The sequence below is a fragment of the Xanthomonas sp. MLO165 genome (genome assembly GCF_018831305.1).
Taxonomy (GTDB): Bacteria; Pseudomonadota; Gammaproteobacteria; order Xanthomonadales; family Xanthomonadaceae; genus Xanthomonas; species Xanthomonas arboricola.
Genome location: NZ_CP029263.1, coordinates 3,529,910 through 3,554,995, shown reverse-complemented (window position 1 = coordinate 3,554,995; position 25,086 = coordinate 3,529,910). Strand labels below are relative to the sequence as shown.

The following is a 25,086-nucleotide window of genomic DNA, read 5'->3' as shown; positions in this document are numbered from 1 at the left end:
CCTTGCCAATCCCGAATCCCCGATCCATCCATCCCGGCGTCAGAACGAGTAGCGCACCCGCCCATACCAATACGCGCCGTTGCTGCCGATCGGCGAGAGCACGTCGTACGGCAGGTTGCCGAAGTAGGCGATGTCGTCGATGGAGCGGTCCGAGTAGTTGTCGAGAATGTTCTGGCCGCCGATCGCCAGCGTCCACTGCGTGCCCAGGTGGTACTCGGCTTCCAGGTCCAGCTGCCATTCCGCGCCATAGGTCTGGCGTGGCACGAAACCGCCGCCGAAGTCGAACACGCGCGTGGCGCTGCCGTAGCGATTGACGCGTGTCTGCAGGTTCCAGTGTTCGTTGTTCCAGTTGGCGGCCAGCGCGGCGCGCGTGCGTGGTGCGGCATCGGTGAGCGTGTTGCTCTCCTCGACACCGAACAGCACGTAGTCCGGGTCCAGCGCGAGCAGCTGCGCCGGGGTGCCGATGACGTTCTTCAACTCGGTCTTGGCGTAGCTGTAGGTGCCGGTCAGCAGCAGGTCGCCGCCGAAGGCATACTGGCGCCAGTTGCCGACCAGCTCGGCGCCGCGGGTGCGGGTGTCGGCGGCGTTGAGGAAATAGCTGGCGCTCTGCACGCCGGCAACGGCGAAGTTCTGCTGCACGAAGTCGGTCAGCGTGGTGCCGGTGATGTCTTCGGACAGCGCGATTCGGTCGTCAATATCGATCTGGAAGAAGTCCAGCGACAGGTCGAAGTGATCGCCCAGCTGGCTGGTGAAGCCCAGGCTGTAATTGAGCGACTTTTCCGGCTTCAGGTCGGTGGCACCGAGCGCGCGTGCGATCGGGTTGTTGACCGACAGCAGGCGGCCCTGGGTCAGGCGGCCGGCGGCGTCGTAGCCGGTGGACGTGGCTTCGTAGCCGATCTGGCTGAGCGAGGGTGCACGCACGTTGTTGGAGACCGCACCGCGCAGCGCGAACGCCGGGGCGAAGGCATAGCGCGCGGCCAGCTTGCCGGTCCACTGGCTGCCGAAATCCTGGTAATGCTCGTAACGGCCGGCCAGGTCGGTGGAGAACTTGTCGCCGAACTGGCTGGACACGTTGGCATAGGCGCTGGCCACGTTACGCGACAGGTCGGCCTCGTCCTGCGGGGTCAGCCCACCGCCGGCCTGCGAGCCGGTGGGACGATCGGTGAACGGGCCGGCCGCATAGCTGGCCGGGTCGCCGGCATGGGTGCGGTATTGCTCGCGGCGGAATTCGGCACCGGTGCCGAAGGTGTGGGTGGCGCCGGCCGCATCGAACACGCGGGTCAGATCCAGATTGCCTACGGTCTGCGCAAAGGCGAAATCGCCGGTCTTGAAGCGGGTGGTGCTGCCCGGGCCGAGCGAGGCGTTGAGCGAGTTGCGCAGCCGGTAGGTGAAGTCGTTGCGGCCGTAGTTGACGCTGGCGTCGTAGTCCCAGCTGCCGAGCTGCCCACGTGCGCCGGCGACGACCTGCAGGTCGCGGTTCTCGCCTTCGGAAATCGGGCGGTAGCCGTTGGGATAGATCTCACGCCAGTTGGCGCTGCCATCCGGGTAACGGAAGTAATTGGCGCCTTCGGTGTCGCGCTGGTTGTAAGTGCCGAAGGCGTAGAACTCGCCGGTGGCACTGAAGGGCACCTTGGTGTTGAGCCAGGCATTCAGGCCCTTGGTGGCGCCATCCCCGAGCACGTAATTGCGCTTGCCGGCCAGCGCCAGGTTGGCCGGGGTCTGCTCCTCGAACGACGGAATCTGGTCGAAGCCGGCGCGGTTGGTCGCCTCGCGATTCTTCAGCTCCAGGCCGACCTTGAAGAAGCCGCCGTCATCGCCGAGCAGGCTGCCGACCTTGGCGCTGGCGTAGCTGGTCTGGCCGTCGGTGACGCGGCGATTGATCGGCTCCACGTCGGTGTTGTAGGCGCCGAAGCTGGCTTCCAGCTCCCCACGCTCCGGGTTGTCGTCCAGGATCACGTTGATGACGCCGGCGATCGCGTCCGAGCCGTACTGCGCGCCGGCACCGTCGCGCAGCACTTCGATGCGCTTGATCGCATTGATCGGGATGGAGTTGAAATCCACCGGCGTGGTGCCCTTGCCGATCTTGCTGTCGGTATTGACCAGCGCCGAGGTGTGGCGGCGCTTGCCGTTGACCAGCACCAGCACCTGGTCGGGCGAGAGCCCACGCAGCTGCGCGGCGCGGATATGGTCGGCACCACCGGAGTTGGACTGGCGCGGGAAGTTGAATGAGGGCAGCAGCGCCTGCAGCGCGCTGCCCAGCTCGCCGTTGACCACGCCGGCCTTGCGGATGTCCTCGGCGGTGAGCACGTCCACCGGCACGGTCGATTCCAGCACGGTGCGGTCGCTGGCGCGGGTGCCGGTGACGATCACGGTGTCCAGCGTGGTGGCGCCGGGGGCGGCCTGCTGGGCCTGGGCGTTGGCGCTCAACACGGCGGCCACGGCCAGGCCGATAGCCGAAAGGGTGGGGCGGGTCATCTCTCTCTCCTGCGACAGCAACTGCGAACGCGCCGCGCGGACGGCATCCGGCCGGGCAGGGGCGCAAAGGGGGTTCGGATCGTCCACATTCATCCGGATGGAGAGATATTATCGCGTTGTTCAGGCGCGTGCGAGATGGCACAGTGCGCGCACGCCGGCATCAGCTGATGCCGGCCCTGCATGAGCCCGCCCCCGATCCGTCGTAAACGTACCCGTTGTGGAGAAGTCGATGAAGTTGCTGCCGTCCTGCCTGCTTGCCGCCATGCTGGCGCTGTCCGCCTGCGCCACTACCCCCGGCGGCGCGCCGGGCCCGACCACTGCCAGCCTGCAGGGCGATGCGGCGCGGCCGGCGGCGGCGCGCGGCTGGGTGCGCAGCGAGCTGTACTTCGGCGTGGGCGAGGAAACCGGCCCGGCCGATCGCCCGCAGACCCGTACCATCGACGAAACCCAATGGCGCGCATTTCTGGACAAGGAAGTGACCCCGCGCTTTCCCGACGGCCTGACCGTGTTCGACGCCTACGGCCAGTGGCTGTTCCGCGGTGCCAAGGAGCCGAACCGGCTGGGCACCAAGGTGCTGGTGATCCTGCACGAGGACACCCCGCAGCGGCGCAATGACATCGAGGCGATTCGCCTGGCCTGGAAGCAGGCCACCGGCCACCAGTCGGTGCTGTGGTCGCGGCAGGCGGTGGAGGTGTCGTTCTGAGTCTGGCGACCATGCGGCTTGAACATCCGCACCGGCTGCGCGTGAGCGCTGCACGCAAGCTGCTGTTCGCCGCACTGGGTGGGCTGTCGTTTGCGTGCTTTGCACGCGACACCAGCGTGCAGGTGACGCTGGACGCAAACACACAGGCGACCGCCACACTGGTCGGCGCGCGCCTGCATGTGGTGTTGGGCCCGGGCGGCAAGGAGCAATGGTTCGACGCGAACCTGGACGAGGGCGAAGGCGGCGCCGGTGTGGACAGCGACGACTACAACTTCGACGGACATGCGGATCTGGCGGTGTCGGCGATGCTCGGCCAGGTCAACGAAGCGGTGCTGGTATTTGTGTTCGATCCAGCGCAACGGCGCTTTCGTGCGCTGACCGCGCCCACGCGCCCGGCAGTGCAGTGCGAGGGCTTCTTCAATCTGACGCCCGACAAGCAGCAGCGCAGCCTGACCAGCTCCTGCCGCAGCGGGCCGATGTGGTACGCCGATGTGTATCGCTACGCGGCCGATGGGCGGTTGTATGTGGCCAGGACGCAGCAGCCGATCGCCTCGCCCGACATCCAGACCTTGCTGGATCCAGGCACCGGCGATGGCATGCCGCTCTCGGTGTGGCCCAGTTACGACGCGCGCGGGGCGAAGCTTTCAAGCGAGATCGGCACCACCCTGGACGCGCCGATGCCGGTCCAGCTGCGCGTGCAGGTGGCGCGTCTGCCGCTCTACGCCACCCCTACGGCGACCGGCACCAAGCGCTATCTGGTGCAAGGCGATCGGGCCGACGCGCTGGATGTCAGCGCCGATGCCACGCGCGTGCAGGTACGCTATCGCAGTGCCGGCCGTGGCGACATCGTCGGCTGGATCGAGGTTGCTGCGGCGGTGAAGTAGGGCTGTTGCCGCCACGCAGCCGCCTGGCATGGAACAGACCGGCGCAATCGCGGCGACACGCTCTGATCCACCGCGCCGCTGTCGCGCGTGCGGAGCAGCGGCTACCATCGGTCGATCCCCACGCTTCCTGGCTCCCATGTCGGCCCCTTCCTCGCGTACTGCGGCATCGCCGCGCTGGTTCGTCGCCGGCGACCTCAATGGCTTCTTCGGCCTGGTCGTCGACAATCTCTCCATCCTCGGCTTCATCGCGATGGCATTGGTCGGAATGTTCCAGTTCCCGGCCGAGGTGGTGTTCGGGCGCATGTTTCCCGGCACCGCGTTCGGCGTGCTGGTGGGCAACCTGCTCTACACCTTGATGGCGCGGCGGCTGGCTGCACGCACCGGGCGCGACGACGTCACCGCGATGCCGCTGGGCCTGGATGCGCCGACCAGCATCGGCATGGCGCTGTTGGTGCTGGGCCCGGCATTCGTCGGCTTCAAGGCACAGGGACTGGACCCGCAGGCGGCTGCCATCGCCACCTGGAAACTCGGCATGGCCGCGCTGGTGGTGATGGGCCTGCTCAAGCTGGTGCTGTCGTTCGTCGGCGAGGCGGTCACGCGCGCGCTGCCGCGCGCGGCCTTGCTGGGTTCCATCGCCGGCATCGCGCTGGTGTTGATGGGCTTGCTGCCGCTGCTGGAAACCCTGCGTTCGCCGGTGGCCGGCTTCGTCACCCTGGGTTTGCTGCTGTACGTGCTGCTGGCCAAGGGCCGGTTGCCGACCAAGTTGCCTGGCGTGCTGGTGGCGTTCGTGATTGGCACGGCGTTGTATTACGGGCTGGGACTGGCCGGCCTGGGCGCACCGGGCTTTGCGGTGCCGGAATGGACGCCGCCGCAGATCGTGTTGCCGCTGCCGAACCTGGGCTTCATCGACGGCCTGCCCGCCACGCTGGCGTACCTGCCGCTGCTGCTGCCGTTCGGCCTGTTGATGGTGGTGGGCGGCATCAATGTCAGCGAGAGCGCACGTGCCGCGGGCGATGACTACCGCACCCGCGACATCCTGCTGGTGGAAGCCCTGGCGACGCTGGTCGCAGGCGTCTGCGGCGGGGTGGCGCAGACCACGCCCTACATCGGCCAGCCGGCCTACAAGCACATGGGCGCGCGCTCCGGTTACACGCTGCTGACCGGCCTGTTCGTCGGCATCGGTGGCATGCTCGGCGTGATCTCCGGCTTGGTGCAATGGCTGCCGCTGGCGGTGCTGGCGCCGATCATCGTGTACGTGTCGATCGACATCACCACGCAGGCGTTCCAGGCCACGCCCAGGCAGCACGCCGGTGCGATGGTGCTGGGCTTTCTGCCATCGGTGGCGTACCTGCTGACCATCAAGGCACCGGGCTGGATTGCGCCGGATCAACTGGTCGCACTCACCACCAAACTCGATGGGCATGGCCTGCCGGAGCTGGCGGTGATCTTCGCGTTGGGCAATGGCTTCATCATCACCGCGATGCTGTGGATCGCCGCCGTGGCGGCGATGATCGATGGCCGCCTGCGCCGTGGTGCGGTCTTCCTGCTGGTGGCCGCGGGGCTGACGCTGTTCGGCCTGATCCATTCGGTGGACCCGCGCGGCGGCATCTATCTGCCATGGTCGCTGCACGGCCTGGCGCGCGTGATCAGCTGGCAGTTCGTGGGTGCCTATGTCGCGCTGGCGGTGACCCTGCTGCTGCTCTCGCTGTTGCCCGCACGCAAGGAGGCAGTGCAATGACAGCCTGCTCCAGCATGTTGCGGGTGATCATCGGTGGCGCACTATTGCTTGGCGCCGGCGGTGCCTGGGCGGCGTCGTTCGACTGCAAGCAGGCAGCCACGGCGGTCGAAAAACGGCTGTGCGAGGTGCCGGCGCTGGGCCATCTGGACGATCAGCTGGACGAGTCCTATCGGGCGCTGCTGGACACCACGCCGCGTAGCGCGGTCGCGGGCGTGCGTGATCAGCAACGCGCCTGGCTGCGGCAGCGCAATGCCTGCGCGCAGGACGCCAAGCTGGACGACTGCCTGCAACGCACAGTGAAGGCCAGGGCCGATGTGCTGGCCAAGGCGCTGACTGTGCAGCAACAGGCGCTGGATCGCATCATCGCCTTGATTCCCACTGCGCCTGCCGACGCCGCGCGCCAGTTGCAGGGCTACGACACGCCGCTGGCTTCGGCGTGGCTGGCGTATCTGCATCAGTTTGTCCCCGCCGCGGGCGTGGATGCGAAGCTGGCGAGTGCGCGGTTTGAAAGTGCGCGCAAGGCGCTGCGCAAGGTCGACGACTTCGCCGCATCCTTGCTCGACGATGTGGATGGCATGCCCGCCATGCAGGCGCAGGAACGCGTGCTGACATTGCTGCGGGTGTGGATCGAACGCGACAACAGCGATCATCGTCCTTACGTGCATTGCTTCATCTTTGCTGCAGTGGGCGAGCCGGCGTATGAGGCGTTCGGGTCGCTGTATGGCTCGACACGCGACGGGTTCGCGCCGATCTGCGAGCCGCCGGGCGGTCTGTTTGCATTGGCCAGCTGGAAGCAGCTGGATGCCGGCTTCGACGGGTTGATCGAGGCCCTGAGCAAGGACGCCGGCACCATTCGCTACGCCAGTTACGCCGAGTGGAAAATCATCGCGTTACGCGCGTCGGTATCGCCATTGCTGTACCTGACCCCGGCATTGCGCAAGCGCTACGGCGACGATCCGGACAAGGCGATTGCCGCCTGGACCGGGGAAGACAGCGACTGGCCGGCGGCACAGCGCAAGGCCGTGCGCGCGTTACTGCCGAAGGTGCGCGCCGACACGGCCGCATGGCTGGTGCGCGAGAAGCGCCTGCCTGCGAAGCAGGCCGAGCAGGCGGCCGCCGCCATCGTGGCGGCCTGGGTGAACGCGCGGCTGGATTTCGCAAGCTGAGAGCGGCGGAGACAGCCACTCGCGGCCATCGGGCGGGCGGCGTTGTTGCTTGATGCGGCAACGCTGGTCGTTCTGGTTCGAGCGTTGGCGATGTGGGTGAGCGAGAGTCAAAGCAAAACCAGCGCTAGAGCTGGAGTATGCGATCTGCGGCCTGGCTGCAGGGCCCTTGCCCGCCCATCATCGCAGGACACGCCGCAAGTACGTCCGTGTAGGCGCTTACGCGGCATCCATGCCGCGTGAGGTCCCGCGACGGTGGGCGGGCAAGGACCAGTGGAGATGGTCTGTGTGCACGGTAAGAGCAGTGCGTGATGCGCGTTGTTCGATACTCGACGTCCGACACGCGCGCGACAAGCGGCTTTTCACGAGATTGGTGCTGTGCTCCAAAGGACTGGACGACGCCGATGTATCAGCTGCAGAGCGGCTGATCTGCCGCTTGGCTGCAGGGCCCTTGCCGGCCCACCATCGCAGGACACGCCGCAAGTACGTCCATGTAGGCTCTTACGCGGCATCCATGCCGCGTAAGGTCCCGCGACGGTGGGCGGGCAAGGACCTGTCGAGATGGTCGGTGGTTTGGTTGCAAGCAAAGCATGGTGTGCGTTGTTCGGATCACCGTGCGTTCGATCAGCTTTCCAGCGCAGACCGAGTAACGGCAGCGGCTCAACAAAGCAACCTGCAAACTTTTCAGCGTCCCGACGCAAGACTTGCAATCGCAACAGGCAGCTTTTCATTCGACCACCAACCAACCTCCTGGCGCGGTGTCCTTGCCGGTTGCGGGACCCTTGGCGGCATGGGTGCAGCCAAGGAGCCTCCACGGACGGATTCACGGCGTGTCCCGCAAGCGGTGAGGGCATCGCGCCCCTCGATCACTGAGTTGTGACTGCATCGGATTTCGCTGCGCGCGTGATCGGTTCGCAATGAGGACGGTGGTCAGGCGTATGTCTTTGCCAGTTCTAGCGCTGCAGCCAGCGTTCTCTGCCAGAAACAGTCCTCTTCGCGGCCAATCGCCCTTGTGCGATGCACATGGTCTGCTTGATCGCGTCATCGCCGCACATCGATGGAACCACCGCGATATCTGGTTGTCACACCATGGATGTCGTCGATGTAAGGAGTTTCACGATGCAATCCAAGTCTTCGCGTTGGCCGTGGCTGCTGGCGGTGCCGGTGGTGGCTGGCGCCGCCTGGTGGCTATTCAGCGGGTCACCCACGGCGCCGGGCACGTTGCCTGCGCCGATCAGCCAGACCGCCAGCGCCGTGGCAGCGGCGGTGACCCCCGCGCCGCCGGCACCGGCCGGGCCGCGCCATCCGGTGCGGCAGCCCTCGGCCGATGCCGCCGACGCCGCGATTCCTGCGCTGGCACAGAGCGATGCCGCTGCGTGGCAGGCCTTGGTGGAGTTGGTGCAGGACGATGGCGCCTTGTCGATCGTGCTGCGCAAGCACCTGATCGAACGCGTGGTGGTGATGATCGACAATCTCACCCAGCCCAGCATCAGCCGTCGCGCCTCGGTGCTGCAGCCGGTGGCGGGCGAGTTGGCAGTGTCCGATGCCAGCGGCAGTGTGGTGATCGATCAGGCCAATGCGGCCCGGTATGCGCCTTATGTGGCGGCGTTCACCCAGGTGGATGCGCAGGCGCTGGTGCGCAGTTATGTGCGTTTCTATCCGCTGTTCCAGCAGGCCTATGCCGATCTTGGTGCGCCAGACCGCTACTTCAACGACCGCGTGATCGACGTGATCGATCATCTGCTGCGCACGCCCGATCCGGTACAGCCGATCAAGGTGCAGCGCGACGAGCGTGGCCGTTATCGTTTTGTCGATCCCGCGTTGGAGTCGCTGTCGGTCGGTCAAAAGGCGCTGCTGCGGTTGGGGCCTGCGCAAGCGGCTGCAGTGAAGGCGCAGTTGCAGCGGATCCGGGCGGCGTTGCTGCAGGGACGTTGACGCAGCGTGTGATGACGTGAGGAGAAGGCCGCCCGAATGCGGCCTTGCATGCATGGATGCAGCGTCGTGCGCCAGCCCAGCAGGGAAACAACGCAACTTCGGCGGCACGCGGTGCATCACGCGCCGCCATCGCTTACGCCGCATCCAGCTCCGGATAGTGGCGGAAGATGCCGCTGGTATTGAACGCCACGCGTCGTTCGGAGGCGAGATAGGCCGCGATGCGCGGGCGGGCGGCCACGCGCTCCTGCAAGGCCTTCAGGCCGGGAAGATCGGCTGACAGTGTCTTCATGCGCTTGGGGAACATGTATTCCAGCCCGCTGATCAGCTGGAACAACGACAGATCCACATAGGAATGCGTGCCAAGCACATGCGTGCCGCCGGCCTGTTGCAGCACCTGCTCGAAGTGGCCCAGGAACTTGGGCAGGCGGTTGTCGCGCAGATCCTTGGCGCGCTTGGCTGCCTCGGCTTTCTGGTCTTCGTAATACAGGCCGGTGGCGATCGGATGATGGCTGTCGTGCACCTCGGCCACCAGGTCGGCGATGGTCAGCTGCAACTGCAATGCCTGGATGCGCTGTGCGTCCGAGTCCGGCACCAGCTGCAGTTGCGGTCCGATGACATGCAGGATGGCCGCCACCTGCGCAACCACCGTGTCGCCGGCCTTGAGGAAGGGTGGTGCGAATGGCTGCGCGCCGGCCTGGTGGCCTTCCAGAAAGGCATTCATCACCTCATCGCCTTCGACGCGCGCCACATCGGTGTAGTCGGCGCCGGCGTCTTCCAGTGCGAGCCGGACGAATTCGCCACGGCCCTGCAGGCCGGTCCAGTAATAGAGCTGATAGTGCATGCGCTGCTCCGCGATCGATGGCGCTACAGCGTAGAAACCGCGCGGCTAGGCGGACGTGAGCGAAGCGTCAGCGGGCTGTGACCCGGTGCCGTCGTGCGGTTGCGCCAGCAGCCAGGCCAGCTTGCGCGCGCGCGGTTGCTGCTTGAGCTGCCACTCTGCGCGCGAGGCGGCGGCGCGGTCCGCATACGGATGGCTGGCAAGCAGCTCCAGAGGCGGGTTTGCACGGGTATAGCGCGCGCCGGTCCCGCGCTGATGCGCCTGGAAGCGCCGCTCCAGATCGTTGGTGATGCCGGCGTAATAGCTGCCGTTGCGACACAGCAGCAGATAGAGGTGCCAGGGCTTGGGTGCATCCATGGGCCCATTATCGCCATTGGCCTGGTGTTGTGTGCAGCGATGGTCTTGGCGAGCGCTGGGCAGGGGTGGTCGACACGCGACGGCGCGTGAGTGAATAACCACCTAAACATTGGTTATTTGACGCTCGCGGCCGCTGCAAACAGCATGCGCTACTGCATTGCAGCGCCGTGTCGGCCTGCGCTGCGGACGGGTCGCCGTGCATGCATGGCGCTCGCCAATTCGCAAGAAATCTCCCCACGCTGCTGCACGACAGCCGACGCCACGAAAGGACGTACATGCCTGCGCGACACCGGACCCCTGCAAGGATCCTCGCTGCTTCGAGATGGTTGGCCAGGCCGCAGGTGCTGGCGTGGAGTCTGGTGTGGGCATGTGCGCCGGTGCTGGCCGATGAAGTGGGCGAGGCTGCTGCGACACCGGAGCACGGCGCGCAGACCCTGGGCGCGGTCACCGTGACCGCCACGCGTCGCGAAACCACCTTGCAGCAGGTGCCGGTGGCGGTGTCCGTCGTGCAGGGCGCGACGCTGGAGCGCGAAAACCGCAACAGCGTGGCCGACCTGCCGGCGCTGGTGCCCAGCCTGAGCTTTCGCAACGGTGCCTCCAACAAGGACACCTCGTTGTTCCTGCGTGGCGTGGGCACCATCTCCACCTCGCCAGGGGTCGAGCCCAGCGTGGCGACGGTGATCGACGGCGTGGTGCTGGGGCGTCCGGGCCAGGCCACGCTGGACCTGCTCGATGTCGAGCGCATCGAGGTCCTGCGCGGGCCGCAGGGCACCTTGTTCGGCAAGAACGCCTCCGCCGGCGTGCTCAATATCGTCAGCAGGCCGGCGCCGGAGCTGCTCGGCGGCTATGTGGATTACTCGCACTTCGGTGGCGGCGACGAAGACCGCGTGCGTGCCAGTGTCGGCGGCACGCTGGTGCCGGAGCTGCTCAAGGCCAGCGTGTCGGCATTGTGGGCCGAGTACGGTGGCAACGTGCGCAATGTGGCCGATGGCCAGACCGTCAACGGCTACCGGCGCGCCGGCGCGCGCTTGCGGCTGGACCTGAGCCCGAACCCGGACTTGAACGCGACGCTGCTCGCCGACTACCTGCAATCGCACAGCGACGCGCCCAACGGTGTGGTGGTGGACAGCACGCGTACCGACTTCGCCGCGGCGCTGGCACCGGTCGTCGCCAGGGACGACAACCGCCAGATCAACAGCGATTACCGCACGTACCTGGACGACATCAACAAGGGCGCCTCGCTGCAGCTGGACCAGCAGCTCGGCGATGCGCTGCTGACCTCGATCAGCGCGTGGCGGCAATGGGACAACACCCAGTTCCAGGATGGCGATCGCACCGCGCAACGCAGCGCGGCGTTTCCTGCCTCGCACGACCGTGGCGACCTGGGCTACACGCAGTATTCGCAGGAAGTGCGCATCCAGACCCCGCGCGATCGTGCGGTGGAGGCGGTCGCCGGGCTGTATTACCTGCATGCGCGCAACGACGAAACCTACCGCCGCACGGTGACGACGCCGACCGCCAGCAACGTGGGCGTGGCCGATTACGCCACCCGCGCGGAAACCTATGCCGCCTTCGGCGAGGCCACCTGGCATTGGCGCCCGGATCTGCGTGCGCTATTGGGCGCACGCTTCACCCGCGACACGCTCGACTACCGGCATCAGCGCCTGTCCAGCTCGGCAACCGCAGTCACCGGCATCCAGCCGTCCACCGCAAGCAGCGGCAGCACCGCAGAAAACGGCGTGTCCGGCCGCACCGGCCTGCAATACGACTTTGATGCGCGGACCACCGGTTACATCACCTATTCGCGCGGCTACAAGGGCCCGGCCTACAACGTGTTCTTCAACATGCAGCCGCGCGATACGCCGGCGCTGAAACCGGAGACCTCTAATGCTTGGGAGCTGGGCCTGAAGGCGCGCGCCCTAGACGATCGCCTCAGTGCGAACGTGGCGTTATTCCATACCGAATACGCCAACTACCAGGCCAACTTCTTCGACACCGTGGCCGGGCAGGTGGTGACGCGCCTGATCAACGCCGGGCAGGTGCGCACGCAGGGCCTGGAACTGGATCTGGACTACCGGCCCACCGAGCGGCTCAGCCTGGCCGCCTCGCTGGCCTACACGCAGGCGCGCATCCAGCGGTTTGCCTGCCCCACCGCAGCGGCGGCCAACTGCAATGTCGATGGCCGGCCGTTGCCGTTTTCGCCGGACTGGAAGGGCAATCTGCGCGCCGGTTACCGGGTGCCGCTGCGCGGCAGCCTGGCGCTGGAATTCAACGGCGACGTGAGCTGGCAGGACAGCGTGCAGTACGACCTCAGCCAGACCCCGCAGACCATCCAGGGCCCGTACGCGATCTGGAATGCCAGCATCGCACTGGCCGACGATGTGCATGGCTGGCGGGTGGCGGTGCTCGGCCGCAATCTCGGCGACCGCTCATACGCCCCGCTGCTGGCCAATGCCACCGGCAACGTGTTCCGGCTGGTGCCGCGCGACGACCAGCGCTATGTCGGGCTGCAACTGCACAAGGATTTTTGACGATGTCCGTGATGTTCTTCGATGCTGATTCGAGCAATGCAGGCGCACCGCACGGTGGGCTGCCATGAGCGCTGCACGACAGCTCTCGCTCGGTGCGTTCCTGATGGCCACCGGCCATCACGTGGCCGCATGGCGGCACCCGCACGCCAGTGCCGACCCGCTGGTGTTCGACCATTATCGCGAGATGGTGCGCATCGCCGAAGCCGCCAAGTTCGATGCGGTGTTCGTCGCCGACAGCCTGGCTGCGGCCGGTGGGCCGGCGGCGTCGCGGATGGCGCGCTCCAGCCTGTTCGAACCGCTCACGCTGCTGAGTGCGTTGGCGGTGGTGAGCGAGCGCATCGGCCTGATCGCCACCATGACCACCAGCTACAACGAGCCGTATCACGTGGCGCGCAAGTTCGCCTCGCTGGATCATCTGTCCGGTGGGCGTGCCGGCTGGAATCTGGTCACCTCCGATGCCGCCGACGAAGCATTGAACTTCAACCGCGATGCGCACTACGTGCATGCCGAGCGCTATGCGCGGGCGCGCGAATTCCAGCAGGTGGTCGCGGGCCTGTGGGACAGCTGGGACGACGATGCCTTCATCGCCGACACCGCCGCGGGCGTGCACTACGATCCGGCGCGGCTGCATGTGCTGGATCATCGCGGCGCGCACTTCCAGGTCCGCGGCCCGCTCAACATTGCGCGTGCGCCGCAGGGGCATCCGGTGCTGGTGCAGGCCGGCTCGTCCGAGCCCGGGCGCGCGCTGGCTGCGGAAACCGCCGAGGTGGTGTTCACCGCGCAATCGTCGCTGGCCAAGGCGCAGGCGTTCTACGCCGACATCAAGGGGCGGCTGGAACAGTTCGCGCGCGCGCGCGATGCATTGAAGGTGATGCCGGGTGTGTTTATCGTGGTCGGGCAGAGCCAGGCCGAGGCGCAGGACAAGTTCGCGCAGTTCCAGGAGTTGGTGGAGCCGGAGGTCGGCATCGCGCTGCTGTCGCGCATGCTGGGCAACTTCGACCTGTCCGGCTATCCGCCCGATGGCCCGTTGCCGGAATTGCCGCTCACCGAAACCGGCCAGCGCAGCCGCCAGCAGTTGTTCACCGAGCTGGCCGGACAGGAGCAACTGAGCATTGCCCAGCTCGGTCGGCGTATCGCAGGCGGACGCGGGCACTACAGCCTGATCGGCACGCCGACACAGATTGCCGACGAGCTGCAGGCCTGGTTCGAAGGCGAGGCCGCGGACGGTTTCAACGTGCTGGTGCCGCATCTGCCCGGCGGCCTGGCCGATGTGGCCACGCACGTGGTGCCCGAGTTGCAGCGGCGTGGACTGTTCCGGCGTGAATATGCAGGGCGCACCCTGCGCGATCATCTGGGGCTGGCACGCCCCGTCAATCGCTTCAGCGCACGCTGACTCACCGGATACCCTGATGACCTATCTCGCACATCCCGATCGTTACGACCGTATCGCCTACCGCCGTGTCGGCCGCAGCGGCCTTGTCCTGCCTGCGCTGTCGCTGGGCCTATGGCACAACTTCGGTGACAGCACGCCGATCGACACGCAGCGTGCATTGCTGCGGACCGCCTTCGACCTTGGCATCACCCATTTCGATCTGGCCAACAATTACGGCCCGCCGTATGGCAGCGCGGAAATCAACTTCGGCCGCCTGCTGCGTGAAGACTTCAAGCCGTATCGCGATGAATTGATCCTCTCTACCAAGGCCGGCTGGGACATGTGGCCGGGTCCGTACGGGCAGGGCGGCAGTTCGCGCAAATACCTGCTGTCCAGCCTGGATCAGAGTTTGCAGCGGCTGGGCGTGGACTACGTGGACATCTTCTATTCGCACCGCTTCGATGCGGACACGCCGCTGGAAGAGACCGCCGGCGCATTGGCCAGCGCGGTGCAGCAGGGCAAGGCGCTGTATGTGGGCGTGTCGTCGTATTCGGCGGCGCGTACGCGCGAGATCGCCGCGTTGCTGCGCGAGTGGAAGGTGCCGCTGCTGATCCACCAGCCGGCCTACAACCTGTTCAATCGCTGGGCCGAGCACGAGCTGTTCGATGCGACCGACGAGGTCGGCGCCGGAGTGATTGCATTCACGCCGCTGGCGCAGGGCCTGTTGACCGGCAAGTACCTCAATGGCGTACCCGGCGATGCGCGCGTGAATCGTCCCGGTGGCGACTCGCTGCGGCCGGAACATCTGGCCGAGGCCAACCTGCAGCGCGCACGCGGGCTGGATGCGATCGCGCAGCGGCGTGGGCAGAGCCTGGCGCAGCTGGCCCTGACCTGGGTGTTGCGCGACCCGCGGGTGAGCTCGGCATTGCTGGGCGCCAGCCGCCCGGAGCAGTTAATCGAAAACGTCGCGGCCTTGCAGACGCCCGGGTTCAGTGCGGACGAGTTGGCCGAGATCGACCGCTTTGCGGTCGAGGGTGGCGTCAACCTCTGGGAAAAACCGTCCACCGATTGGCAATGAGGAACGCTCCGATGCGCTACCGCTTTTTGATTGCTGCGTTGCTGTTGTCCGGCCTCGCATGGCTGCAACCCGCAGCGGCGGCCGAGCCGGCGCAGCTGCGTATCGGCTATCAGAAAGCGGTGTCCAGCCTGGTGCTGGCCAAGCAGCATCGGTTGCTGGAGCAGCGCTTCCCGCGCACCAGAATCAGCTGGGTCGAGTTTCCGGCCGGCCCGCAGCTGCTGGAAGCCTTGAACGTGGGCAGCATCGACCTGGGCGGTGCGGGCGATATTCCGCCGCTGTTCGCGCAGGCCGCCGGTGCCGATCTGCTGTACGTGGGCTGGGTGCCGCCCACGCCCAAGGCCGAGACCATCCTGGTGCCGGCCAGCAGCACGTTGCGGCGCGTGGCCGACCTCAAGGGCAAGCGGGTGGCCTTCCAGAAGGGCTCCAGCGCGCACAACCTGCTGCTGCGGTTGTTGGCCAAGTCCGGCCTGAGCATGCGCGACATCACGCCGTTGTATCTGTCGCCGGCCAACGCACGTGCGGCGTTCGCGGCCGGGCAGGTGGATGCCTGGGCGATCTGGGACCCGTGGTATTCGGCATTGACGCTGGATGGCAGCGCACGCCTGCTCGCCAATGGCGAAGGGCTGGGATTGACCGGCGGGTTCTTTCTGTCTTCGCGGCGTTACGCCACCGCGTGGGGTCCGTTCGTGCAGCAGGTGATGCTGCAGCTCAACCAGGCCGATGGCTTGCTGGAGCGCGACCGCGCCGGCAGCATCAAGGTGCTGGCGCAGGTCAGCGGGCTATCGCCTGCAGTGGTCGAGCGCACGCTGGCGCATCGCCCGCCGGCCAGCGTGCAACCGCTCAGCGCTGAGGTCATCAAGGCGCAGCAGGCCACTGCCGATCTGTTCTACGCGCAGCGCCTGCTGCCCAAACGCGTGCTGGTGGCGCCGGCGGTGTGGCGTGCGCCCGCAGTTGCCGCGGTGCCAGCGGCAGGCAAGCAGGCGGTGGGCAAGTGATGCACGCCAGCAGTACTACACCCGCAAGCAGTAGCGCATGCGCAGGCCAGAACGCATGCTCAGCACCCGTGAGCGGGCAGGCGCGCGCCGTTGTTTCGCTGCATCGCCCAACCAACAAGGCCGTGCGATGAGTCGCTGCTCGCAGCGATTAGGCAACGTGCTGGTGCCCTGGCTAGTGCCGCTGGCCTTGCTGGTGGCCTGGCAGGTCGCGGCCTCCGGCGGCTGGTTGCCGCAGCGCATCCTGCCCGCACCGGATGCGGTATTGTGTGCCGCAGTGACGTTGGTGCAAACCGGCGAGTTGTGGCAACACCTGGCCATCAGCAGTTGGCGTGCGGCGGTGGGCCTGGCCATCGGCGGTAGCATCGGGTTTGCGCTGGGCCTGCTCACCGGCGTGTCGCGTATGGCCGAACGCCTGCTCGACAGCACCTTGCAGATGCTGCGCAACGTGCCGCATCTGGCGCTGATCCCGCTGGTGATCTTGTGGTTCGGGATCGACGAGGGCGCCAAGCTGTTCCTGGTGGCGCTGGGCACATTCTTCCCGATCTATCTCAATACCTATCACGGCATCCGCAGCGTGGACCCGGCCTTGATCGAGATGGCGCGCAATTACGGCTTGCGCGGCCCGCAGCTGTTTGTCGATGTGTTGTTGCCCGGCGCATTGCCGTCGATTCTGGTCGGCTTGCGCTTTGCGTTGGGCCTGATGTGGCTGACCCTGATCGTGGCCGAAACCATTTCCGCCAGTTCCGGCATCGGCTATCTGGCCACCAACGCACGCGAGTTTCTGCAGACCGACATCGTGGTGGTGGCCATCGTGCTGTACGCGCTGCTCGGCAAGCTGGCCGATCTGGCCGCACGCGGGCTGGAGGCCTGGTGGCTGGGCTGGCATCCGGCGCAGCAACAGCGTGCGGAGTTGCGCCGGTGAGCGCGGCCGACACCGGCCTGCCGCTGAGCCTGCGCGGCATCGGCAAGCGCTACGGCGACAGCGAGGTCTTGCGTGGCGTCGACCTTGAGATCGCGCCTGGCGCCTGCGTGGCGGTGGTCGGGCGCAGCGGCTGCGGCAAGAGCACCTTGCTGCGCGTGATCGCCGGGCTGGAAGCAGCCGATACCGGCACCGTCGACAGCGGTCATGCAGCGCTGGCAGCGCAGCGCGATGCAGTGCGGCTGATGTTCCAGGACGCGCGCTTGTTGCCGTGGAAGCGCGTGATCGACAACGTGGCGCTGGGCCTGGAGCGTGCCGGGCGTGTGCAGGCACAGGCGGCGCTGGATGCGGTGGGGCTGGGCACACGCGGCGGCGACTGGCCGGCGGCGCTGTCCGGCGGTCAACGCCAGCGCGTGGCCCTGGCGCGCGCACTGGTACATCGGCCGCGGCTGCTGTTGCTAGACGAACCGCTGGGCGCACTGGATGCGTTGACGCGCATCGAGATGCAGCAGCTGATCGTGCAGTTGTGGCGGCAATACGGCTTCACCCTGGTGCTGGTGACCCACGATGTGGCCGAGGCGAGTGCGCTGGCCGATCGCATCGTGCTGATCGAACACGGCCAGGTCGCCCTGGATCTGCCGGTGCCGGTGCCGCATCCGCGTGCCCCCGGCGCGCCGGCCCTGGCGGCAATCCAGGCGCAGGTGCTGTCGCGTCTGCTGGGGGCATCGCACCTTCCGGCGTCAGCGGCTGCGGAGAATCCTGCCGTGGCACCTGCGTCGCTACCGCTGCGGCGGATCGTCTAACGACGTGTCCGTCTGCCTGGGGTGGTCCAGGTCAGTGGGCGAACCCACACCGCCCAGCCCAGGCGCCACCGCGTGTGAGCCGGTCCTGCAGCCCCGCATCGGCACCTGCGCAGCCGCCAAACCTTGAAACCCCGCACGGCAGCCGCATCTGCACGGTATCGTCGGCGTCGCCGGCCACCAGTTCAGAGGATTATCCCCATGCGGATGGACAAGCTCACCTCGCGGTTCCAGCAGGCGCTGGCCGACGCGCAGTCGCTGGCCGTGGGCCGCGACCACAACATCATCGAGCCGGTGCACGTGCTCGCCGCCTTGCTCGACCAGAGTGGCGGCAGCACACGCCCGCTGCTGTCGCAGGCCGGCGTCAATGTACCGCTGCTGCGCGAGCGGCTGGGCGAGGCGCTGGACACGCTGCCCAAGGTCTCCGGGCAGGAAGGCAACCTGTCGATCGGCAACGATCTCAACCGTCTGCTCAACCAGACCGACAAATTGGCCCAGCAACATGGCGATGCCTTCATCGCCAGCGAGTGGTTCGTGCTGGCCGCCGCCGACGATGCCAGCCCGCTGGGCGTGGCCTTGCGCGCGGCCGGCGGCGACAAGAAGAAGATCGAAGCCGCCATCGACAAGCTGCGCGGCGGCGAGACCGTGCAATCGGAAAATGCCGAGGAACAACGCCAGGCGCTGGAAAAATACACCATCGACCTGACCGCACGTGCGGAGAGCGGCAAGCTCGATCCGGTGATCGGCCGCGACGAAGAAATCCGCCGCACCATTCAGGTGTTGCAGCGGCGCACCAAGAACAACCCGGTGCTGATCGGCGAACCCGGCGTGGGCAAGACCGCCATTGTCGAAGGCCTGGCGCAACGCATCATCAACGGCGAAGTGCCCGAAGGCCTGCGCGGCAAGCGCGTGCTGTCGCTGGACATGGGCGCGCTGATCGCTGGCGCCAAGTTCCGCGGCGAGTTCGAAGAGCGGCTGAAGGCGGTGCTCAGCGACCTGTCCAAGAACGAAGGCCAGATCATCCTGTTCATCGACGAGCTGCACACCATGGTCGGCGCCGGCAAGGCCGATGGCGCGATGGATGCCGGCAACATGCTCAAGCCGGCGCTGGCGCGCGGCGAGCTGCATTGCATCGGCGCCACCACGCTGGACGAATACCGCAAGTACATCGAAAAAGACGCGGCGCTGGAGCGGCGCTTCCAGAAGGTGTTCGTGGGCGAACCGACGGTGGAAGACACCATCGCGATCCTGCGTGGGCTGAAGGAGCGCTACGCGGTGCATCACGGCGTGGAAATCACCGACCCGGCGATCGTTGCCGCCGCCACCTTGTCCAACCGCTACATCACCGACCGCCAGCTGCCGGACAAGGCGATCGATCTGATGGACGAAGCGGCATCGCGCATCCGCATGGAGATCGACTCCAAGCCGGAGGAACTCGATCGCCTGGAGCGTCGCCTGATCCAGCTCAAGATCCAGCGCGAGATGCTGAAGAAGGAAAAGGACGACGCCTCGCGTCAGCGCCTGGCCGATCTGGAAACCGACATCGACAAGCTCGAGCGCGAGTTCTACGACCTCAACGAGTTGTGGAAATCGGAAAAGGCCGCGCTGCAGGGCACCACCAAGGTCAAGGAGCAGATCGAGCACGCCAAGCTGGAGCTGGAAGCCGCGCAACGGCGCCAGGACTACGCCAAGATGAGCGAGATCCAGTACGGCGTGCTGCCGCAGCTGGAAAAGCAGATGGCGCTGGCCAACGAGGTCGAACATCACGACTTCAAGCTGGTGCAGGACCGCGTGACCGCCGAGGAAATTGCCGAGGTGGTGTCGCGCTGGACCGGTATCCCGGTCAACAAGATGCTCGAGGGCGAACGCGACAAGCTGCTGCGCATGGAAGACGAGCTGCACCAGCGCGTGGTCGGCCAGAACGAGGCCATCAAGGTCGTCTCCGACGCGGTGCGGCGTTCGCGCGCCGGCCTGTCCGATCCCAATCGTCCGAGCGGCTCGTTCCTGTTCCTGGGCCCGACCGGCGTGGGCAAGACCGAGTTGTGCAAGGCGCTGGCGGATTTCCTGTTCGACAGCACCGAGGCGATGATCCGCATCGACATGAGCGAGTTCATGGAGAAGCACTCGGTCTCGCGGTTGATCGGCGCGCCTCCAGGCTATGTGGGCTATGAGGAAGGCGGCTATCTGACCGAGGCGGTGCGGCGGCGCCCGTATTCGCTGATCCTGCTGGACGAGGTGGAAAAGGCGCATGCCGATGTCTTCAACATCCTGCTGCAGGTGCTCGACGACGGCCGCCTGACCGATGGCCAGGGCCGCACGGTGGACTTCCGCAACACCGTCATCGTGATGACCTCCAACCTGGGCTCGCACCAGATCCAGGAGCTGTCCGGCGACGGCAGTGCCGAGGCCTATACGCAGATGAAGGCAGCGGTGATGGGCGTGGTGCAGGCGCATTTCCGCCCGGAGTTCATCAACCGGCTCGACGACATCGTGGTGTTCCATCCGCTGGACAAGGCGCAGATCAAGTCGATCGCGCGCATCCAGTTGCATGGGCTGGAAAAACGCCTGTCCGAGCGCGGCCTCAAGCTGGACCTGGACGATGCCGCGCTGGAATTGCTCGGCAATGTCGGTTTTGATCCGGTGTATGGCGCGCGCCCGCTCAAGCGTGCGATCCAGTCGCAGGTGGAAAACCCGCTGGCCCAGCAGATCCTGTCTGGTCAGTACCTCGGCGGCGACACCGTGCGCGTGCGTGCCGAGGGTGGGCGGCTGGTGTTTGACAAGGGCTGAGACGCGGCGCCGGTTGTGCGCCGTATCGCTGGCAGCGGTTGAAGCAAGCAACGGGCACTGCGCAGGCAGTGCCCGTTTGCATGAGGGGGATGGCGCATGCGGCGTATCGTCCGTGCTCACAACGCGGCGGCATAAGGTCATCACCGCTGGTTTGCAGACACGCGTGCAGGGCCGGCTATGGTCGGCACTTCTGTCCGAGCGAGCCGCGCCATGACCGATCCGCAGTGGAAGCCCGAAACCATCGCCGTGCACGGCGGCTATCAGCCCGATCCCACCACGCGGGCGGTGGCGGTGCCGATCTACCAGACCGTCGCCTACGCCTTCGACGATACCCAGCATGGCGCGGACCTGTTCGACCTCAAGGTGCAGGGCAATATCTACAGCCGCATCATGAACCCAACCAACGCCGTGCTGGAGCAGCGCGTGGCTGCGCTGGAAGGCGGCATCGGTGCATTGGCGCTGGCCTCCGGGCAGGCCGCGGTGACCTATGCGATCCAGACCATCGCCGAGGCCGGCGACAACATCGTCTCCTCCAGTGCGTTGTATGGCGGCACCTACAATCTGTTCGCGCATACCTTGCCGCAGTTCGGCATCAGCACGCGTTTTGCCGATTATCGCGATCCGCAGGCGTTTGCCGGCTTGATCGATGAACGTACCAAGGCGGTGTTCGTGGAGTCGATCGGCAATCCGCGCGGCAACATCACCGATATCGAGGCCGTGGCCGCGGTGGCGCATGCGCATGGCGTGCCGCTGATCGTGGACAACACCGTGGCCACGCCGTCGCTGCTGCGGCCGATCGACTTCGGCGCCGACATCGTGGTGCACTCGCTGACCAAGTATCTGGGCGGCCACGGCAACAGCATCGGCGGGGCGATCGTGGACAGCGGGCGCTTCCCGTGGGCGGCGCACAAGCAGCGGTTTCCACGCCTCAACGAGCCGGACGTGAGCTATCACGGCGTGGTCTACACCGAAGCGCTGGGCGAGGCGGCGTACATCGGCCGTGCGCGCGTGGTGCCGCTGCGCAATACCGGCGCGGCGCTGTCGCCGTTCAACGCATTCCTGATCCTGCAAGGCATCGAAACGCTGCCGTTGCGGATGGAGCGCATCAATGCCAACACGCTGGCGATTGCGACGTATCTGCAGCAGCACCCGCGGGTTGCCTGGGTCAATTACGCCGCGCTGCCGGATCATCCGGAGCATGCGTTGGCGCAGAAGTATCTGGGCGGGCATGGCTCGGGCGTGCTGACCTTCGGCCTGCCCGGCGGGCGCGCGGCCGGCGCGCGTTTTCTGGATGCGCTGCAGTTGTTCACGCGGCTGGTGAACATCGGCGATGCGAAGTCGCTGGCAACGCATCCGGCATCGACCACGCACCGTCAGCTGGGCCCGGCCGAACTGGAACATGCCGGGGTCAGCGAAGACACGGTGCGGCTGTCGATCGGCATCGAGCACATCGACGATCTGCTGGCGGACCTGGAGCAGGCGCTGTAGGGGGCGTGAGGTTTGATAGCCGTGAACTGAGCAGGAGTGCGGGAAGAGACGAGCTAGCCTCTCTCTCGTCGGGGCGAGGAGGCACAGCTGGCGCGCCATGGTCGCGCGTGCCTTGGAGCGCCCGCGCCGCAAGCGCGGGCCGGGGCGCGGAGCGGGGGTTGGGGTGAGGGTACGGGTTCTCCAGGCACCGCCAAGTACGCCGTCTGTCTCTGGCTTCGGTCAGGGCGTCAGCGCGGCCGGGGATCGGCTCTTCGGCTCGGCAGACATCCTGTCTGACTCGCCGTCGCGGCACATCCCTGTGCCGCTCTCCGCCAATCCCCGGCCCCGCTGCCGCCTCGGCACGTTGTTGCCGCGACTTCGAGTTGCCGCGACTTCGAAAAATGCTGAACGCGGTCATGACGAAGTTGCCCGAAGCCCCTCTCCCGTCGGGGCGAGGAGGCACAGCTGGCGCGCCATGGGCGCGCGTGCCTTGGAGCGCCCGCGCCGCAAGCGCGGGCCGGGGCGTGGAGCGGGGCTTGGGGTGAGGGTACGGGGGCGAAGCCCACTCGCATGTGCGAGATGACGCTCGGTGGCAGGCATGCGGCCATGCCGGTAGTCCCGGCATGCTGCTTCCATCCATGGCATGAGGCTTCGCTCCGTACCCTCATCCGGCGCTGCGCGCCACCTTCTCCCGGTGGGAGAAGGGGTTGGTCCCCCCGGTGCGTGGCGACGCGTTGCGCTTGGCCGCCTGCCACAGACCTCGGAAGCGCCTCTGACCAATCCTGCTACCATGCGCGCCCCTGAGGTGACTGCCGGTTTGCCGGTGGTTTAAACGGGAATCCGGTGCGCGGATCGCCTTGGCGAACTGCAATGCCGGAGCTGCCCCCGCAACGGTGGGCGAGGTCAGATGCCGCAACACGCCACTGTGCAGTCGCATGGGAAGGCGCGGCATCGGAGGCGCAGGCTTCCACTCGCGAGCCCGGAGACCGGCCTGAGGGATTGAACCGGCACGCGGTGGGCGTGGCCTTGATCGTCTGGCGCTGCCGCGTTGGACGCCTGGCCCGTTGCTGCCTGCCGCCCCCATTGCCCCCGCGCGGGTAGGCGCGGTTCCAGGAGCAGCAGTCGATGTCCGTTTCTTCCGTTTTGCCGCGTCGTGCGGTGCTGGCCGTGGGGCTGTCGGTGTGCGTGGCCACCCTGGCCCATGCCGAGGCCGCCCTCGATCTCGACCAGGTCGTGGTCACCGCCTCGCGTACTGCGCAGACCCAGGACCAGACGCTGGCGCCGGTCACCGTGATCGACCGCGCGCAGATCGAGCGTCGCCAGGTGAATTCGCTGCAGGACCTGCTGCGTGGCGAAGCCGGGGTGGCGCTGGCCAACAACGGCGGCCCGGGCAAGCCGACCTCGCTGTTCCTGCGCGGCACCGAGTCCGATCAGGTGGTGGTGCTGATCGATGGCGTGCGCATCGGCTCGGCTACCTCGGGCGGGGCGGCGTTGCAGGATCTGCCGATCGAGCAGATCGAGCGCATCGAAATCGTGCGTGGTCCGTTCTCCAGCCTGTACGGTTCCGAGGCGCTGGGCGGGGTGATCCAGATCTTTACCCGGCGCCCGCAAGGCCGCTTCGTACCCACCTTCAGCGCGGCGGCCGGCAGCGACAATGCGCGCCGCTATAGCGCGGGCCTGGCCGGGCGCAGTGAAGGCGATCTGAGCGAAAGCGGCGGCTGGTATTCGGCCAACGCGGTGCATGACGAAACCGATGGCATCAACGCGTATCTGGACACCAGCTCCAGCGACTACGACCCGGATCGCGATGGCTACCGCAACGATTCGCTGAGCGTGCAGGGTGGCTGGCGCTTCAATCGCCAGTGGGATGCCGACGTGCATGCCTTGCGCGCGCAAAGCCGCAACGAATACGACGGCTCGGCCTTCGGCGGCAACCTGTCCAAGGGCGTGCAGCAGGCGGTCGGTGGCCGTGTGCGTTACGCGCCCACCGATGCGGTCAAGCTCACCGCCAGCGTCGGCAGCAGTTCCGACTTCAGCGATGCGTATTACGACGGCGCGTATCTGTCCACCTATGACACCCGCCGCAAGCAGGGCGCGTTGCAGGCCGATATCGCTGCCGGCGCGGGCCTGCTCACGGTCGGCTTCGACTGGCAGCGCGACGCCATCGCCAGCAGCGACAATTACGATGCCGACAGCCGCATCGACCGCGCCGCATTCGCGCAGTGGCAACAGAGCTTCGGTGCGCAGTCCTTGCAGGCCAGCCTGCGTCGCAACGACAACAGCCAGTTCGGCGGCAAGACCACCGGCAGCCTGCTGTGGGGCTGGGATGTTGCCGAGCATCTGCGCCTGACCGCCAGCTACGGCACCGCATTCAAGGCACCCACCTTCAACGAGTTGTATTACCCCGATTTCGGCAATCCGTTGCTGGGGCCGGAAACTTCCAAGAGCGCCGAGCTCGGCCTGCGCGGCAGCTACGACTGGGGCACCTGGACGGTGAGCGCGTTCCAGACCCGCATCGACGATCTGATCGCCTACGACGCGTCGTTGGTGGATGCGGCGCATCCGTTCGGGCAGCCGAACAATATCGATCAGGCGCGCATCCGCGGCGTGGAAGCCGGCTACGACACCGAGCTGGCCGGCTGGACCGTACGCAGCGCCTTGACCTGGCTGCAGCCGCAGGCCGATGGCGAGGTCAACAACGGCAACTGGTTGCCGCGGCGCGCGCGGCAGAGCGGGCGCATCGATGCGGACCGCAGCTTCGGTGCATTCGGCGTCGGCGCGAGCCTGTTCGGGTCCGGCAAGCGCTTCGACGATCTGGCCAACACCGAGCAGCTGGCCGGTTACGGGTTGCTGGATCTGCGCGTGAGCTATGCCGTGACTGCGGACTGGAAGGTCTCGCTCACCGCCAACAACGTGTTCGATCGCCAGTACGAAACCGCACGCTGGTACGCGCAGCCCGGGCGCAATTATCTGCTGACGTTGCGTTATCAGGCCGCGCAGTAAGCGCGGCTGTTGCGCCGGGCATGCGCACTGTGGGGTGAGCG

17 protein-coding genes and 1 riboswitch are annotated in these 25,086 nt (G+C 66.8%); of the genes, 14 read left to right on the top strand and 3 right to left on the bottom strand.

Translation table 11 applies throughout. The features are described 5' to 3' along the window. Positions 1-39: 39 nt before the first annotated feature. The gene (locus DGN21_RS14940) at positions 40-2,475 is read right to left on the bottom strand and encodes a TonB-dependent receptor (RefSeq protein WP_039525848.1); all 2,436 of its coding nucleotides are present in this window, start codon (positions 2,473-2,475) and stop codon (positions 40-42) included. 229 nt (positions 2,476-2,704) lie between these two features. Between DGN21_RS14940 and DGN21_RS14935 the strand changes: the two genes are divergently transcribed. The 5 genes from DGN21_RS14935 (at position 2,705) to DGN21_RS14915 (ending at position 8,898) form a co-directional block, all read left to right on the top strand. Beyond that, positions 2,705-3,178, top strand: a complete 474-nt coding sequence (locus DGN21_RS14935; protein ID WP_024939416.1) for a DUF3574 domain-containing protein — start codon at positions 2,705-2,707, stop codon at positions 3,176-3,178. Positions 3,179-3,189: 11 nt separating this feature from the next. Beyond that, the gene (locus tag DGN21_RS14930; protein WP_184577621.1) at positions 3,190-4,062 is read left to right on the top strand and encodes a hypothetical protein; all 873 of its coding nucleotides are present in this window, start codon (positions 3,190-3,192) and stop codon (positions 4,060-4,062) included. A gap of 136 nt (positions 4,063-4,198) precedes the next feature. After that, positions 4,199-5,800, top strand: a complete 1,602-nt coding sequence (locus tag DGN21_RS14925; protein WP_102580633.1) for a hypothetical protein — start codon at positions 4,199-4,201, stop codon at positions 5,798-5,800. Further along, a complete protein-coding gene (locus DGN21_RS14920; RefSeq protein WP_215824977.1) occupies positions 5,797-6,966 on the top strand; it encodes a lysozyme inhibitor LprI family protein in 1,170 nt (389 codons plus the stop codon). The genes DGN21_RS14925 and DGN21_RS14920 overlap by 4 nt, the downstream gene beginning before the upstream one ends. A 1,116-nt stretch (positions 6,967-8,082) precedes the next feature. Further along, positions 8,083-8,898: a DUF3014 domain-containing protein gene (locus DGN21_RS14915; RefSeq protein WP_215824976.1), complete on the top strand. Its 816-nt coding sequence runs from the start codon at positions 8,083-8,085 to the stop codon at positions 8,896-8,898. A 133-nt stretch (positions 8,899-9,031) separates the two neighbouring features. Here DGN21_RS14915 and DGN21_RS14910 read toward each other — a convergent pair whose 3' ends face one another. Both DGN21_RS14910 and DGN21_RS14905 read right to left on the bottom strand, forming a co-directional pair. Further along, positions 9,032-9,739, bottom strand: coding sequence for a glutathione S-transferase (locus DGN21_RS14910; RefSeq protein WP_215824975.1), 708 nt, complete (start codon positions 9,737-9,739; stop codon positions 9,032-9,034). Between the two features lie 45 nt (positions 9,740-9,784). Next, a complete protein-coding gene (locus DGN21_RS14905; RefSeq protein ID WP_024940647.1) occupies positions 9,785-10,093 on the bottom strand; it encodes a GIY-YIG nuclease family protein in 309 nt (102 codons plus the stop codon). A 275-nt stretch (positions 10,094-10,368) separates the two neighbouring features. Between DGN21_RS14905 and DGN21_RS14900 the strand changes: the two genes are divergently transcribed. The 9 genes from DGN21_RS14900 to btuB all read left to right on the top strand — a co-directional run bounded on the left by DGN21_RS14900 (position 10,369) and on the right by btuB (position 25,045). Beyond that, complete coding sequence (locus DGN21_RS14900; RefSeq protein WP_252374666.1) at positions 10,369-12,624, top strand: TonB-dependent receptor; 2,256 nt, start codon at positions 10,369-10,371, stop codon at positions 12,622-12,624. 64 nt (positions 12,625-12,688) lie between these two features. Continuing rightward, on the top strand, positions 12,689-14,017 hold the full coding sequence (locus DGN21_RS14895; protein ID WP_215824974.1) for an LLM class flavin-dependent oxidoreductase: 1,329 nt from the start codon (positions 12,689-12,691) through the stop codon (positions 14,015-14,017). Between the two features lie 16 nt (positions 14,018-14,033). Then, on the top strand, positions 14,034-15,074 hold the full coding sequence (gene mgrA, locus DGN21_RS14890) for an L-glyceraldehyde 3-phosphate reductase (protein WP_104553565.1): 1,041 nt from the start codon (positions 14,034-14,036) through the stop codon (positions 15,072-15,074). 11 nt (positions 15,075-15,085) lie between these two features. Continuing rightward, a complete protein-coding gene (locus tag DGN21_RS14885) occupies positions 15,086-16,069 on the top strand; it encodes an aliphatic sulfonate ABC transporter substrate-binding protein (protein WP_102255981.1) in 984 nt (327 codons plus the stop codon). 127 nt (positions 16,070-16,196) lie between these two features. Continuing rightward, a complete protein-coding gene (gene ssuC / locus DGN21_RS14880; protein WP_215824973.1) occupies positions 16,197-16,991 on the top strand; it encodes an aliphatic sulfonate ABC transporter permease SsuC in 795 nt (264 codons plus the stop codon). Further along, positions 16,988-17,791: an ATP-binding cassette domain-containing protein gene (locus tag DGN21_RS14875; protein ID WP_215824972.1), complete on the top strand. Its 804-nt coding sequence runs from the start codon at positions 16,988-16,990 to the stop codon at positions 17,789-17,791. The genes ssuC and DGN21_RS14875 overlap by 4 nt, the downstream gene beginning before the upstream one ends. A 198-nt stretch (positions 17,792-17,989) precedes the next feature. After that, entirely contained in the window at positions 17,990-20,575 is a 2,586-nt protein-coding gene (clpB, locus tag DGN21_RS14870) for an ATP-dependent chaperone ClpB (protein WP_102251458.1), read from the top strand. A 210-nt stretch (positions 20,576-20,785) separates the two neighbouring features. Next, a complete protein-coding gene (locus tag DGN21_RS14865; protein ID WP_184577635.1) occupies positions 20,786-22,063 on the top strand; it encodes an aminotransferase class I/II-fold pyridoxal phosphate-dependent enzyme in 1,278 nt (425 codons plus the stop codon). Between the two features lie 765 nt (positions 22,064-22,828). After that, positions 22,829-23,052: riboswitch (cobalamin riboswitch) on the top strand. 115 nt (positions 23,053-23,167) lie between these two features. Next, positions 23,168-25,045, top strand: a complete 1,878-nt coding sequence (gene btuB / locus DGN21_RS14860) for a TonB-dependent vitamin B12 receptor (protein WP_126966272.1) — start codon at positions 23,168-23,170, stop codon at positions 25,043-25,045. The last annotated feature ends 41 nt before the right edge of the window (positions 25,046-25,086 follow it).

Coding starts and splice junctions, on each gene's coding strand:
- DGN21_RS14940 (WP_039525848.1), bottom strand. CDS start 2,475: ATGACCCGCCCCACCCTTTCGGCTATCGGCCTGGCCGTGGCCGCCGTG.
- ssuC (WP_215824973.1), top strand. CDS start 16,197: ATGAGTCGCTGCTCGCAGCGATTAGGCAACGTGCTGGTGCCCTGGCTA.
- DGN21_RS14930 (WP_184577621.1), top strand. CDS start 3,190: ATGCGGCTTGAACATCCGCACCGGCTGCGCGTGAGCGCTGCACGCAAG.
- DGN21_RS14885 (WP_102255981.1), top strand. CDS start 15,086: ATGCGCTACCGCTTTTTGATTGCTGCGTTGCTGTTGTCCGGCCTCGCA.
- DGN21_RS14865 (WP_184577635.1), top strand. CDS start 20,786: ATGACCGATCCGCAGTGGAAGCCCGAAACCATCGCCGTGCACGGCGGC.
- DGN21_RS14910 (WP_215824975.1), bottom strand. CDS start 9,739: ATGCACTATCAGCTCTATTACTGGACCGGCCTGCAGGGCCGTGGCGAA.
- DGN21_RS14905 (WP_024940647.1), bottom strand. CDS start 10,093: ATGGATGCACCCAAGCCCTGGCACCTCTATCTGCTGCTGTGTCGCAAC.
- DGN21_RS14935 (WP_024939416.1), top strand. CDS start 2,705: ATGAAGTTGCTGCCGTCCTGCCTGCTTGCCGCCATGCTGGCGCTGTCC.
- DGN21_RS14900 (WP_252374666.1), top strand. CDS start 10,369: ATGCCTGCGCGACACCGGACCCCTGCAAGGATCCTCGCTGCTTCGAGA.
- btuB (WP_126966272.1), top strand. CDS start 23,168: ATGTCCGTTTCTTCCGTTTTGCCGCGTCGTGCGGTGCTGGCCGTGGGG.
- mgrA (WP_104553565.1), top strand. CDS start 14,034: ATGACCTATCTCGCACATCCCGATCGTTACGACCGTATCGCCTACCGC.
- DGN21_RS14925 (WP_102580633.1), top strand. CDS start 4,199: ATGTCGGCCCCTTCCTCGCGTACTGCGGCATCGCCGCGCTGGTTCGTC.
- clpB (WP_102251458.1), top strand. CDS start 17,990: ATGCGGATGGACAAGCTCACCTCGCGGTTCCAGCAGGCGCTGGCCGAC.
- DGN21_RS14915 (WP_215824976.1), top strand. CDS start 8,083: ATGCAATCCAAGTCTTCGCGTTGGCCGTGGCTGCTGGCGGTGCCGGTG.
- DGN21_RS14920 (WP_215824977.1), top strand. CDS start 5,797: ATGACAGCCTGCTCCAGCATGTTGCGGGTGATCATCGGTGGCGCACTA.
- DGN21_RS14895 (WP_215824974.1), top strand. CDS start 12,689: ATGAGCGCTGCACGACAGCTCTCGCTCGGTGCGTTCCTGATGGCCACC.